Raw genomic sequence first — 12,893 nt, forward strand, 5'->3', positions numbered from 1 at the left:
GTGAGGACTCTCTGCTCTCCTGTTGACGCGCGACGGTCATGGGCGCCCCCGAGTGCCCGATCAACCCTCTGCCGCGCGGTCATGATCGTGCATCGGCCGGGTGACCTACTTCCGACCGCTGCCCACCCCCTGGTCCGTCACCCGATCTCGCCTACTCTGACCAGTGAGGAACAGGCCGGACACCCGTCTGCCGTGCACACCAGGAGGTACCGATGAAGATGTTGATCAACGTCCCGGAAACCGTGGTGGCGGACGCGTTGCGGGGCATGGCGGCCGCCCACCCCGAGCTCGCCGTCGACGTGGAGAACCGCGTGATCGTACGGCGGGACGCGCCCGTGGCCGGAAAGGTCGCCCTGATCTCCGGCGGCGGCTCGGGGCACGAGCCGCTGCACGGCGGATTCGTGGGTCCCGGCATGCTCTCCGCCGCCTGTCCCGGCGAGGTCTTCACCTCCCCGGTGCCGGACCAGATGGTGCGCGCGGCGGCGGCCGTGGACAGCGGCGCCGGCGTGCTGTTCATCGTGAAGAACTACACGGGTGACGTGCTCAACTTCGACATGGCCGCGGAGCTGGCCGAGGACGAGGGCATCCAGGTCGCCAAGGTGCTGGTCAACGACGACGTGGCGGTCACCGACAGCCTCTACACGGCCGGCCGGCGCGGTACCGGCGCGACCCTGTTCGTCGAGAAGATCGCGGGCGCCGCCGCCGACGAGGGGCAGCCGCTCGAGCAGGTGGCGTCGATCGCCCGGCAGGTCAACGAGAACTCCCGCAGCTTCGGCGTCGCGCTCACCGCCGGCACCACCCCCGCCAAGGGCACGCCCACCTTCGATCTGCCCGCCGGCGAGCTGGAGTTGGGGGTCGGCATCCACGGCGAGCCGGGCCGGGAGCGGCGGCCGATGATGACCTCGGGCGAGATCGCCGACTTCGCGGTCAACGCGATCCTGGAGGACCTGCCCCCGCGCAACCCGGTCCTCGTCCTGGTCAACGGCATGGGCGGCACCCCGCTCCTGGAGCTGTACGGCTTCAACGCCGAGGTGCAGCGGGTGCTCGCCGCGCGCGGTGTCGCCGTCGCCCGCACGCTCGTCGGCAACTACGTCACCTCGCTGGACATGGCCGGCGCGTCGGTCACCCTGTGCCAGATCGACGAGGAGACGCTGCGGCTGTGGGACGCGCCGGTGAAGACGCCGGGGCTGCGCTGGGGCGTGTGACAGGGGGACCGGCGACCGCAACTCACCTACCACGCAAGGAGATCCCGTGCTCGACGCCGACTTCTTCCGCCGTTGGATGACGGCGACCGCCGCTTCCGTGGACCGTGAGGCGGAGCGGCTCACCTCCCTCGACTCCCCCATCGGGGACGCGGACCACGGCAGCAATCTGCAGCGCGGTTTCCGTGCCGTGGCCGCGACGCTGGAGAAGGAGGCGCCGGACACGCCCGGGGCGGTCCTGACGCTCGCCGGACGGACGCTGATCTCGACGGTCGGCGGCGCGTCGGGGCCCCTGTACGGGACGCTGCTGCGCCGTACCGGCAAGGCGCTCGGGGAGGCCGGCGAGGTGAGCGAGGCGGAGTTCGCCCAGGCGCTGCGGGCCGGGGTGGACGCGGTCATGGCGCTCGGCGGTGCCGCGCCGGGCGACAAGACCATGATCGATGCCCTGGTGCCGGCCGTGGACGCGCTCCCGGACGGTTTCGGCGCGGCCCGGGCCGCCGCCGAGGAGGGCGCGCTGGCGACCACGCCCTTGCAGGCGCGCAAGGGCCGGGCGAGCTATCTCGGCGAGCGCAGCATCGGTCACCAGGATCCCGGGGCCACCTCGGCGTCCCTGCTGATCGCGGCCCTGGCGGAGGCGGACGGTGAGTGACGGCAAGCTGGTCGGGATCGTGCTGGTGTCGCACAGCGCGGAGGTCGCCGCGTCGGTGGCCGAGCTGGCGAAGGGCCTGGCGGGCGGTGGCACCGATGTGCCGGTCGCCGCGGCGGGCGGCACCGAGGGCGGCGACCTGGGCACCAGCTCGGAGCTGATCGCCGCCGCTGCCGCGTCCGTGGACCGGGGTGCCGGGGTAGCGATCCTCACCGACCTCGGCAGCGCGGTCCTCACCGTGAAGGCCCTGCTCGCCGAGGGCGACGAACTCCCGCCCGACACGCACCTGGTGGACGCCCCGTTCGTCGAGGGCGCGGTGGCCGCGGTCGTCACGGCGTCGACGGGCGCCGACCTGGCCGCGGTGGAGGCGGCGGCCGGGGAGGCGTACACCTACCGCAAGGCATGAACGGACGGCGCCGGCGGACCCGGAAGAGTCCGCCGGCGCCCTCGCCTCACCACACCTCAGCGCGACAGGCCTCGGCTCACTTGCCGTTCACGAACATCTTCGCCAACCGCTCCCCCGTGGCGACCGCCGCGGCATGGTCCTCGATCGGCTTGACCTGGGAGTCCTTGAAGACGATGTAGGTGACGCCGGAGGCCGTCCCGCCGCCGCGCGGATCCGGCTCGATGCCGAGGCCGCGGGCGGTGGCGTAGGACGCCTCGCCGATGATGTCGTGCGGGCCGACGTCACCGACCACGGCGTACTGCACGCGGTCCCGGTAGACGACGGCGGCGACCGAGCCCCCGCGCACCCCGTGGTCGCGGTGGTTCCAGATCCGGCTCACCATGGGCACGACGATGTAGGGCAGCTGCTCCGCGCTCAGGTGGCGCCCGTCGGCCTGCTGGTAGGCGGTCATGTCGGAGAAGAGCGGGTCGGTACGGCGGTTGCAGCGGGCGGTGGGCCGCCCGTCGCAGTCGATGTCCATGTCGGCCTTCCAGAAGACGGCGTCCCGGGTGCCGCAGACCGGGATGTCGGCGGGCTTGCCGTCGTCGCTGCGGTAGCGGCCGCGGGAGACCTGGGTGCAGTCACGCGCTTTGGCCAGCAGGTCCGCGGCGGTCACGGCGCCCTCGCGCCACACCACCGGCTCCTGCTCGATGTGGTGCGCGGCGGCGGGCACGGTCGTGGGGGTGAGCAGGGCGGCGCTTGCCGCGGCCAGTGTCAGCGACTGGACACGCACGATAAGGGAGCCTCTCCTGGGGGACACTGACGGACACTCAGCCCACCCTGGTGCCGATGTGATCACGCGGCCACCGTTGGGGGGCCGTACGGTGCACGACCCCGTCGGCGGGCCCCTGTCCCCGAACTTCCGGCAGGGGCCGGGCGCCTGAGCCCGTATCGGCTCCGGCCGCCCGGCCGCCCACGTCAGGCGCGGGATCAGCGACGACAGCGGCCCGCGCCACCGGCCCGAACTCCCCAGCTCTCAAAGGAGATTCGGCCGTCAGCGGCTTCAGCATACGTAACCTTCGCGGGCGGTCACCAACGGGTCCGCCCGTCGTCCGCGCATAGCCCGCCAACGGTCCGCCCACCGCACGCCCTCTTGATGCGACCACGTCAGCCGGGTCATATTGGTCCGGACCATTGCCGTCGCGCCGTCCGGGGAGGCAGAGTCGTGCGTCGTGTCGTCCTACTCCTGCGCACAGCCGCCACGGCCTGCGCGGCCGTGACCCTGCTCGCGTCCTGCGCCTGGGGCGGCTCCGACACCGAAGACGGCGGCCGGCTCCCCGGGGCGCCGGTCGGCGTCACCGCGGTGGCGGGCAGTTCGACGAGCGTGCACGTGATGTGGAACGCGGTGACCGCGGACCCGCCCGTCACCTCCTACGAGGTGTACCGGGGCACCACCAAGGTCCAGGAGGTGCCGGCCTCCGAGCGCATGGTGGACATCATCCGGCTCAAGCCGGCCACCGGGTACGTCTTCTCCGTCCGGGCCCGCAGCAGCGGGGACCTGCTCGGCCCGCGCAGCAGGGAGGTCCGGGCCACGACCCCCGCGGCCGTGGCGGCGGACGCGAAGCCCCCCACCCGCCCGGGCGCCACCGAGGGCAAGGCGGTCGGCAGCCGGGCCGTCCAGCTCTCCTGGTCCGCGTCGAAGGACGACCGCGCGGTGCTGTCGTACGACGTCTACCAGGGCACCACGAAGATCCACAGTGTCGGCGGGAACCAGACGGCGACCGTGGTGACGGGGCTGCGGCCGGGCACGCGCTACGCCTTCAGCGTCCGGGCCCGGGACGCGGCCGACAACCTCTCGCCGCCCGGCGCGACCGTCCGCCTCACCACGCCGGGTACCGACGACGGCCGGAACACCGCGCCCAGCGCCTTCCGCGCGGGCACCCACCGCGCGGACGGGGCGTACAACATCGACCTCTCCTGGGTCCCGCCGCGCGCGGACGGCGTGGTCACGGAGTACGAGATCCGGCTCGACGGACAGACCGCCACCTCGCTCGTGTACGGCGGGAACCCGCCGCGCGACAAGGCCACCTACTCCTTCTACGTGGGCAGGGACGCGGGCGTCAGCCATCGGGTGCGGATCCGGGCCAAGCTGCCCGACGGCACCTGGGGCGGCTGGTCACCGGAGGTCACCTGCACGACGGCCTCCTGACGGCGGAGCGCGCATGGGCCGGACGAAGGAATCCGTCACCTGCCCGGTGGCGCTCCGCATGCGGGACGGGCCGGGAGCACATTGGCTGCCCCTGAGGCAGCACGGGCGTTCCCCAACCCTCGGCGGCGCTAGGGATGTCCCGCCAACCGTGCCGTCGGAGGCTCCCATGCGCATGACTCGTCCACCCCTCCGCACCGCGGCGGCCGCCGTCGCGCTCCCCCTGGCCCTGACTGCCGGCCCGGCCGCGGCCGCTGGATCGGGGATCTCCGTGAGCACGAGCGGGTCCACGGTCTCGGTGACGACCGCCACCTGCTCACAGACCAGCAGCAGCGGCAGCTGGGGCACGGCCTCGCTGCTCAACAGCAGCCAGGCGAACTTCGCCCAGGGCCGGCAGGTGGCCCTCTCGGGCACGACCGGTCTCCAGTCCGCGGCCTGGCAGACGGTGAACCCCGGCACGTACACCGTCGTGGTCATCTGCGCGAGCGGCGCCAGGAGCACCGCGGGCACCCAGTCCGTGATCGTGTCGGCCGCCTCCACGCCCACCATCTCCGCCACGGCCTCGGCTTCCCCCTCACGCGGCGTCATGGGCGGGATCGGCGGCGCGGTCAAGGACTACGGGCCGCTCACCCTGACCGCGGGCAGCGCCCTGGTGGGAGCGGGTGTCATCGCCACGGCCTGGGTGCTGCGCCGCCGCGCCAAGCCCTACCGGCTCTGAGGCCGGGCGGGCTCAGGCCCGCCCGGCACCCGGGAGTCCGGCCGACGGCGGTTCGGCACCGGCCGGTTCGGCATCGGCCGGTTCGATATCGGGCAGCTCGACATCGGGCAGTTCGGCGAACTCCTCCACCGCATGCGCGAGCCACTGCGTCCAGAAGGTCTCCAGGTCGATGCCCGCCCGCAGCACCAGGTGGCGCAACCGGTCCTGGGGACCGTCCTTGCCGGGCGGGAAGTCGCGCCGCTCGATCTCCTCGTACTCGGCCAACTGCCGCTGGTGCAGGTCGAGATGGCGGCGCAGATCGGTCTCCACGCCCGCCGTGCCGACCACGGCCGCCGCGCGCAGCCTGAGCAGCATCGTGTCCCGCAGCGGCTTGGGGTCGTGGGCGGCGGACGTCCAGCGGGCCAGTTCGGCGCGGCCCGCGGGCAGCACCTCGTAGCTCTTCTTCTGACCGCGGGCGGGCTGCTCGGTCGGCAGTGCCCTGATCTGTCCCTCGGCCTCCAGTTTTCCCAGCTCGCGATAGATCTGCTGGTGCGTGGCCGACCAGAAGTAGCCGATCGACCGGTCGAACCTGCGGGTCAGCTCCAGCCCCGAGGACGGCTTTTCGAGCAGGGCGGTGAGGATCGCGTGCGGGAGTGACATGCGGTCATCCTAGGGACGGCCCTTGCAGCACGGCCGCTAGAGCGCGGCCGCTACCTCGGTGCCCTGCTTGATCGCCCGCTTGGCGTCCAGTTCGGCGGCCACGTCGGCACCGCCGATCAGGTGCGCGGCGCGGCCCGCGGCGACCAGTTCCTCGTACAGGCCCCGGCGCGGTTCCTGTCCGGTGCACAGCACGATCGTGTCGACGGGCAGGACCGTGCTCTCCTCGCCGACGGTGACGTGCAGTCCGGCGTCGTCGATGCGGTCGTAGCGGACGCCCGGGACCATGGTGACGCCCCGGTGCTTGAGTTCGGCGCGGTGGATCCAGCCGGTGGTCTTGCCGAGGCCCGCGCCGACCTTGGTCTCCTTGCGCTGGAGCAGGTGCACCGTGCGGGGCGGGGCGGTCCGCTCGGGGGCGGCCAGTCCGCCGGGCGCGCGGTAGTCCATGTCGACGCCCCACTGCCGGAAGTACGTCGCCGGGTCCTCGCTCGCCTTGTCGCCGCCGTCGGTGAGGTACTCGGCGACGTCGAAGCCGATGCCGCCGGCGCCGAGGATCGCGACGCGGTCGCCGACGGTCGCCTCGCCGCGCAGGACGTCGAGGTAGCCGACGACGCTCGGGTGGTCGACGCCGGGGATGTCGGGGGTGCGCGGGGTGACGCCGGTGGCGACGACCACCTCGTCGAAGTCGGCCAAGTCCCCTGTCTCGACCGGTGTGTTGAGGCGTACGTCCACTTCGTGCTCGGCGAGCCGGGTGCGGAAGTAGCGCAGCGTCTCGTCGAACTCCTGCTTGCCCGGGACCTGTCGGGCGACGTTGAGCTGTCCGCCGATCTCGCTCGCGGCGTCGAAGAGAGTGACCTCATGGCCGCGTTCGGCGGCGGAGACCGCGCACGCGAGTCCGGCCGGGCCCGCGCCGACGACGGCGACGCGTTTGCGCAACCTCGTGGGTGCCAGGACCAGTTCGGTCTCGTGGCAGGCGCGCGGGTTGACCAGGCAAGACGTGATCTTGCCGCTGAAGGTGTGGTCGAGGCAGGCCTGGTTGCAGCCGATGCAGGTGTTGATGGCCTCGGGCGTGCCGGCCGCGGCCTTGTTGACGAAGGCGGGGTCGGCGAGCATCGGGCGGGCCATGGAGACCATGTCCGCGCAGCCGTCGGCGAGCAACTCCTCGGCGAGTTCGGGGGTGTTGATGCGGTTGGTGGTGACGAGCGGGACCGACACCTCACCCATGAGCTTCTTGGTGACCCACGTGTAGGCGCCGCGCGGCACCGAGGTGGCGATGGTGGGGATGCGGGCCTCGTGCCAGCCGATGCCGGTGTTGATGATCGTCGCCCCGGCCGCCTCGACGGCCTTGGCGAGGGTGATCACCTCGTCGAGCGTGGAGCCACCGGGGACCAAATCCAGCATGGACAGACGGTAGACGAGGATGAAGTCGTCGCCGACGGCCTCGCGCACTCGGCGCACGATCTCGACCGGGAAGCGCATGCGGTTCTCGTAGGAGCCGCCCCAGCGGTCGGTGCGGTGGTTGGTCTGCGCCGCGATGAACTCGTTGATGAGGTAGCCCTCGGAGCCCATGATCTCGACGCCGTCGTACCCGGCCCGGCGGGCGAGGCGGGCGGTGCGGACGTAGTCGTCGATCGTCCCCTCGACCTCCGCGTCGGTCAACTCACGCGGCGGGAAAGGGCTGATGGGCGCCTGGAGCGGGCTCGGCGCGACCAGGTCCTGGTGGTAGGCGTACCGCCCGAAGTGCAGGATCTGGAGCGCGATCCGGCCGCCCGCGCGGTGCACGGCCTCGGTGACCACCGTGTGCTGCTCGGCCTCGGCGTCGGTGGTGAGCTTCGCGCCGCCCTCGTACGGCCGTCCCGCGTCGTTGGGCGCGATGCCGCCGGTGACGATGAGCCCGACTCCCCCGCGCGCCCGCTCGGCGTAGAACTCCGCCATGCGCTCGAAGCCGCGCTCGGCCTCCTCCAGGCCGACGTGCATCGAGCCCATCAGGACGCGGTTGGGCAGCGTGGTGAAGCCCAGGTCGAGCGGGCTCAGCAGGTGCGGGTAGCGGCTCATCGTCGGGCCCTCCGTGCGGGGTGTGGTGCCTTCTTTTGTAGAGGCCCACCGCTTGTTTTGCAACTAGTTGCATAAACGAGGGCGGGTGACACCGGACACCCGGGGGCACAGTGGCCTCATGAGGACCGCGGACGCCGAGGTGGTCGACCTCGCCCAGGAGCTGATCCGTCGCCCGAGCCGGGGCGGCATCGACGACTACGGACCCGTCCTCGGCGTCCTGGAGGACTGGCTCGGCGCCCACGACCTGCCGTGCCGACGACTCCACGACGACGGGCGGCCGGTCGCCCTGCTGGTGGAGGTCGCCGGCGGCCGACCGGGTCCCTGGTGGGCGCTCGACGCCTGCGTGGACACCGCCCCCTACGGCGACGAGAGCGCCTGGTCCTTCCCTCCGGACCGCGGGGACGTGGTGGACGGCTGGCTACGGGGGCGGGGCGCGGCCGACTCCAAACTCGCGGCCGCCCTGTTCTGCCGTATCGCCGTCGAAGTGCGCGAACAGGCCGACGGCCTGCGCGGCGGTCTCGCCGTCCTGCTCGACGCCGACGAGCACACCGGCGGTTTCGGCGGCGCCCGCGCCTACCTCGCGGACCCGGCGGCGGAGCGCCCGGCCGGGGTGCTGATCGGCTATCCCGGGCCGGACGAGGTCGTGGTCGGCGGACGTGGGCTGTGGCGGGCCACGATCACCGTGCACGCGGACTCCGGGCACTCCGGGGCGAGGCGTACGACGCCGGGTGCGGTCTCTCGGGCGGCGCGGCTGGTCCGACTCCTGGAGGAGGCCGAACTGCCCGGCGTCGAGGGCGAGTTCCCGCTGCCGCCGAAGCTGACGGTGACCTTCTGCCACGGGGGCGAGGGCTTCTCGGTGGTGCCGGGCTCGTGCGAGCTGGGCGTCGATGTGCGCACCACGCCGGGGTTCGCCGCCGGCGCGGCCGAGGCGCTGGTCCGACGCGCGGTGGCCGAGCTGGACGCGTCGCTGCCGGCGCCGCGGCCGTCCGTGATCACGCCGGTGGCCGCCTGGCCGGCGTACCGACTGGGCGCGGACCATCAACCCGCCGCCGCGCTGCTCGACGCGGCCGCGCGGGAAGGACTGACCGTCCGGGCCAAGACGGCCGGGCCCTCGAACATCGGCAACCTGCTGGCGGGTGAGGGCATCCCCGCGACGGCCGGTTTCGGGGTGCGGTACGAGGGGCTGCACGGCGTCGACGAGCGGGCCCGCCTCGCGGACCTGCCCGTCGTTCATGCCGTCTACCGACGTGCCGTGCTCGGCCTGCTCAAGGGATAGCGGATGTCCGGCCGGTCAGCGGCTCTCCAGCCGTACGTGCAGTTCGCGCTCCTGGTCCCCGGAGGCCGAGGCGAGGTCGCGGACCGTGAACAGGGAGTCGAGGGTGGAGCGCAGTCGTTCGATCGCCCAGTAGCCGCCCTGGGCGTCGGCCTCGACGGAGGACGCGAGCCGGGCGGGCGGTGGGCAGGTGTGCTTGTCGGTGACCTCGAACGTGCCGAGCCACACCATCGGCCGGGTCTCGTGGAGCTGCTGCGGGGCCTCGTCGGCGCCCCGGTCGGACTCGAAGCACGTGGCGAGCGTGTCGAACACGATCCGGGCGTCCTCCTTGCTGCACCCGCTGATCTCGAGGGAGACGGGTTCCTCGTGCTGTCGCTCCCGGTCCATGTGATCGCTCCTCTCGTGAATGTGGCGCGGCACCGCGGGTTCCCCGCGAACCGCGCCACATCACCAGACAAGCACTCCCGTCCGCACCGGACCAGCGAGCGGATCGGCTCTTGCTCAGAGCGAGCGGCTCAGCTCTTGGTGAAGCGGTACGTCTTGCTGTCCGTCAGCACGCAGAAGCCGGGCGACACGACGATCACGCGCAGGGTGCCGGTACGGCGGTCGTAGTCGATGCCCTCGGCCTCGAAGGTGCCGGAGCAGCCGCTGCGCAGCGGGAGCTGGCGCAGGGCCGTGACGTGGCCGGAGACGTCCCCGCTGCCGCTGGGCTGGGCGGAGAGGTCGACCTGGAGGAGCGGCTTGGTGATGCCGAACAGCGTGCCCGCCGGGTCGTCGGAGGAGCACAGGAGCGTGGTCGCGCCGGAGAAGTCGCAGCCCTGCACGTCACGCACGGGGTGGTCGAGGTTGACGACGGAGACCTGCGGGAGGTTCGCCGAGGGCGAGGTGCTCGCGTTGACGCCGGGGGTCGGGAAGACCAGGAAGCGGGTCATGGTGCCGTACTCGCCGGACAGCATCCACTGGCCGTCGGGCGAGATCGCGACCCAGGAGTTGTTGAGGGCCTCGCCGGGGCTGAGCGTGTGCACGTACTCCGACCAGGCCCCGCCCGGTGCCTGCACGCGGTACATCTTCGCGGTGCCCGAGTCGGCCTGGTACGGCTCGACGTAGTAGCCGTTGTAGGAGGCGTCGGGGTCGCCGACGTGGTTCCAGCCCCGGACGCTGAGGGAGATGGGGATGGTGCCGATGCCCGTGTAGCGGTTGGCGCTGTTGGCCGGGACCTCCACCGACGTCAGGCCCTGGCTCTCGGTCAGCGGGTCGGCCCGGTCGGAGCCCACCTCGGTCCAGGTGTCGGCGGCCGACGCGGGCGGGGCGGCGGACAGGACGGCCGCGGTGGCCAGGGCGAGCAGGGCGGTGAGCGTCGCGTGGCAACGTCTCCGGGCGCGCAGGGGCATAGGGAGTGCTCCTCCGTGGGGGGGCGGAAACAGATCGCCGGACAGTCTGTCGGGCCGACGTAGGCATGTACAGACCAATAGGAGAACGGCGGCCGTCCAGTCGGCGACAGCCCCTCGCGGGTACTGTCGTCACGGCTTCACCGGACGTCCGTGGCCGTGTTGAGAGATGGTGGAGGAGAGCGGCCAAAGCGTCACAGAGACGGTTGAGCGCGGTAGAACAGGGGTGTCGGCACGGGGGACGGCGTGCCGCGTCGAAGGGGCGAAGGCGGTGCGTGGAATGAGAGCACCTGGGATTCCACCGGCCGGGAGTGACGGGTCGGTAGGACCGAGCGGGCTGCTCGACGTGCTGCGCGTGGCCTCGGTGGTGCTGGACGCCAAGGGCCACATCGTGCTGTGGAGCCCCCTGGCGGAGGAGCTGTTCGGCTACTCCGCGGACGAGGCGCTCGGGAAGTACGCGGCCCGGATCATGGTCGACGAGCAGCATCTCGACCTGGTCGTCAAGCTGTTCGCCGACGTCATGCTCACGGGGCAGAGCTGGGCCGGTGCCTTCCCCATCCGGCGCAAGGACGGCAGCACGCGGCTCGTGGAGTTCCGCAACATGCGGCTCCTGGACGAGCAGGGCGACATCTTCGCGCTCGGCCTGTGCGCCGACCAGTCGACCGTACGGCGCCTTGAGCGGGACGTGGCCCTGTCCACCCGGCTGGTCGCGCAGTCGCCGGTCGGGCTCGCCGTGCTGGACACCGATCTGCGGTACGTCTCGGTCAATCCGGCGCTGGAGCGGATCAACGGCATTCCGGCCGCGGCGCACATCGGCCGCACCTTCCGCGAGGTGCTGCCGCATCTGGACGTCGAGGCGATCGAGTCGGCGGCCCGGCGGGTGCTGGAGACCGGCTGTCCGATCGTCGACCGGCAGACCGTCGGCCGTACGCCGGCCGATCCGGACGACGAGCACGTCTGGACGATCTCGCTCTACCGCCTGGAGGACGCGGTCGGCACGGTCATCGGCGTCGCCGGATCGGTCGTGGACATCACCGAGCAGCACCGCGCGGGCGTCGAGGCCGAGGCCGCGCGCCGGCGGCTGGCGCTCATCGCGGACGCCTCCGCGCGTATCGGCACCACCCTCGAACTGGACCGCACCGCCTGCGAACTGGCCGACGTGGCGGTGCCCGAACTCGCCGACATCGCGGCCGTCGACCTGCTGGAGGCGGTGGTCGACGGCCGGCGCAGCAGCCTGGGTCCCGCCGAGCATGCGGTGATCCGGGCTCTGGCCGTGCAGGCGGAGGACGCGCCCGAGGCCCTGCGGGCGGCCGACCCGCCGGGGCAGGTGGCGCGGTACGGACCCGACCGGCTGGTCACCGAGTGCGTACGGACCGGCGCCCCGGTGCTGGTGGCGCGGGTCGGGGCGGACGACCTGCCCCGGATCGCCCGCTCCCCGGAGGCCGCCGAACTGCTGTCCCGGGCGGGCGTGCACTCCTATCTGGCGGTGCCGCTGATCGCGCGGGGCGAGGTGCTCGGCGCCCTGGACCTCAAGCGCACCCGCAATCCGCTGTCGTTCAGCGACGACGACCTGCTGCTCGCGCGGGAGCTGGCGGCGCGGGCGGCGGTGCAGATCGACAACGCCCGCTGGTACCAGAACGCCCGCGACACCGCCCTGACCCTTCAGCGCAGCCTGCTGCCCAGCCACCCGCCGGTGATCGGCGGCCTGGAGGTCGCCTCCCGGTACCAGCCTGCCGGCGCCACCACCGAGGTCGGCGGCGACTGGTTCGACGTGATCCCGCTGGACGGCCGCAAGACCGCGCTGGTGGTGGGCGACGTGATGGGCAGCGGTATCAACGCCGCCGCGACCATGGGCCGGCTGCGCACCGCGACGACCACACTGGCCTCCCTCGACCTGGATCCGGCCCGGCTCCTGGAGCACCTCGACCGCATCACACAGGACCTCGACCACTCCATCGCGACCTGTGTGTACGCCGTCCACGACCCGGAGCTGCGGCAGTGCCGGATCGCCAACGCGGGGCATCTGCCACCGGTCCGGCTGCGCGAGGGGCGGCCCCCCGAACTGCTCGACCTGCCCACCGGAGCGCCGCTGGGCGTGGGCGGGGTGGCCTTCTCCACGACCGAGATCGACCTCGAACCCGGCGACCGGCTCGTGTTCTACACCGACGGACTCGTGGAGACCCGCCAACATCCCCTGGACGAACGCCTGGACGCGCTGCTGTCCTTGCTCGAGGGCCCCGACCGACCGTTGGAGGAGGTCTGCGACCTCCTGCTGCGCACGCTCCACCAGCCCGACAACTCCGACGACGTGGCTCTGCTCATCGCGCGCGTGCAGAAACAGGACGGACGTGAGTGACCGCGGAGCCGTTCTCACAGCTCTTGAT

At 72.5% G+C, this 12,893-nt stretch carries 12 protein-coding genes; 7 read left to right on the top strand and 5 right to left on the bottom strand.

Annotated elements, in window-relative coordinates; translation table 11 throughout:
* Nucleotides 1-212 precede the first annotated feature (212 nt).
* Genes dhaK through ACWD5F_RS03400 form a run of 3 tightly spaced genes read left to right on the top strand, consistent with a single transcriptional unit; the run spans nt 213 to nt 2,254 of the window.
* On the top strand, nt 213-1,205 hold the full coding sequence (gene dhaK, locus ACWD5F_RS03390) for a dihydroxyacetone kinase subunit DhaK (RefSeq protein WP_451250574.1): 993 nt from the start codon (nt 213-215) through the stop codon (nt 1,203-1,205).
* 46 nt (nt 1,206-1,251) lie between these two features.
* Nucleotides 1,252-1,851, top strand: coding sequence for a dihydroxyacetone kinase subunit DhaL (dhaL, locus tag ACWD5F_RS03395; RefSeq protein WP_451250576.1), 600 nt, complete (start codon nt 1,252-1,254; stop codon nt 1,849-1,851).
* The gene (locus tag ACWD5F_RS03400) at nt 1,844-2,254 is read left to right on the top strand and encodes a PTS-dependent dihydroxyacetone kinase phosphotransferase subunit DhaM (protein WP_451250578.1); all 411 of its coding nucleotides are present in this window, start codon (nt 1,844-1,846) and stop codon (nt 2,252-2,254) included. Before dhaL ends, ACWD5F_RS03400 begins: the two co-directional genes overlap by 8 nt.
* A gap of 76 nt (nt 2,255-2,330) precedes the next feature.
* Here the strand turns inward: ACWD5F_RS03400 and ACWD5F_RS03405 are convergent, their stop codons facing one another.
* The gene (locus ACWD5F_RS03405) at nt 2,331-3,026 is read right to left on the bottom strand and encodes a glycoside hydrolase family 75 protein (RefSeq protein ID WP_451250580.1); all 696 of its coding nucleotides are present in this window, start codon (nt 3,024-3,026) and stop codon (nt 2,331-2,333) included.
* A 432-nt stretch (nt 3,027-3,458) separates the two neighbouring features.
* On the opposite strand from ACWD5F_RS03405, the gene ACWD5F_RS03410 reads away from it, so the two are divergent.
* Nucleotides 3,459-4,442, top strand: coding sequence for a fibronectin type III domain-containing protein (locus ACWD5F_RS03410; RefSeq protein WP_451250582.1), 984 nt, complete (start codon nt 3,459-3,461; stop codon nt 4,440-4,442).
* 166 nt (nt 4,443-4,608) lie between these two features.
* The gene (locus ACWD5F_RS03415) at nt 4,609-5,157 is read left to right on the top strand and encodes a hypothetical protein (RefSeq protein ID WP_451250584.1); all 549 of its coding nucleotides are present in this window, start codon (nt 4,609-4,611) and stop codon (nt 5,155-5,157) included.
* A 12-nt stretch (nt 5,158-5,169) separates the two neighbouring features.
* Here the strand turns inward: ACWD5F_RS03415 and ACWD5F_RS03420 are convergent, their stop codons facing one another.
* Complete coding sequence (locus tag ACWD5F_RS03420; protein WP_451250586.1) at nt 5,170-5,796, bottom strand: PadR family transcriptional regulator; 627 nt, start codon at nt 5,794-5,796, stop codon at nt 5,170-5,172.
* Nucleotides 5,797-5,832: 36 nt separating this feature from the next.
* Entirely contained in the window at nt 5,833-7,848 is a 2,016-nt protein-coding gene (locus tag ACWD5F_RS03425) for an FAD-dependent oxidoreductase (protein WP_451250588.1), read from the bottom strand.
* Nucleotides 7,849-7,966: 118 nt separating this feature from the next.
* Between ACWD5F_RS03425 and ACWD5F_RS03430 the strand changes: the two genes are divergently transcribed.
* Nucleotides 7,967-9,124, top strand: coding sequence for a M20 family metallopeptidase (locus tag ACWD5F_RS03430; protein ID WP_451250590.1), 1,158 nt, complete (start codon nt 7,967-7,969; stop codon nt 9,122-9,124).
* A 15-nt stretch (nt 9,125-9,139) separates the two neighbouring features.
* On the opposite strand, the gene ACWD5F_RS03435 is transcribed toward ACWD5F_RS03430, so the two are convergent.
* Together ACWD5F_RS03435 and ACWD5F_RS03440 are read right to left on the bottom strand one after the other, a co-directional pair.
* Nucleotides 9,140-9,508 (bottom strand): hypothetical protein, encoded by a 369-nt coding sequence (locus ACWD5F_RS03435; protein WP_401723392.1) that lies wholly within the window; start codon nt 9,506-9,508, stop codon nt 9,140-9,142.
* A gap of 128 nt (nt 9,509-9,636) precedes the next feature.
* Nucleotides 9,637-10,512 carry a hypothetical protein gene (locus ACWD5F_RS03440; protein WP_451250592.1) on the bottom strand — a complete coding sequence of 292 codons (876 nt, stop codon included), beginning with the start codon at nt 10,510-10,512 and terminating at the stop codon, nt 9,637-9,639.
* Between the two features lie 277 nt (nt 10,513-10,789).
* Between ACWD5F_RS03440 and ACWD5F_RS03445 the strand changes: the two genes are divergently transcribed.
* A complete protein-coding gene (locus tag ACWD5F_RS03445; protein WP_451250594.1) occupies nt 10,790-12,865 on the top strand; it encodes a SpoIIE family protein phosphatase in 2,076 nt (691 codons plus the stop codon).
* The last annotated feature ends 28 nt before the right edge of the window (nt 12,866-12,893 follow it).

The sequence above is a fragment of the Streptomyces sp. NPDC002499 genome (genome assembly GCF_053595415.1).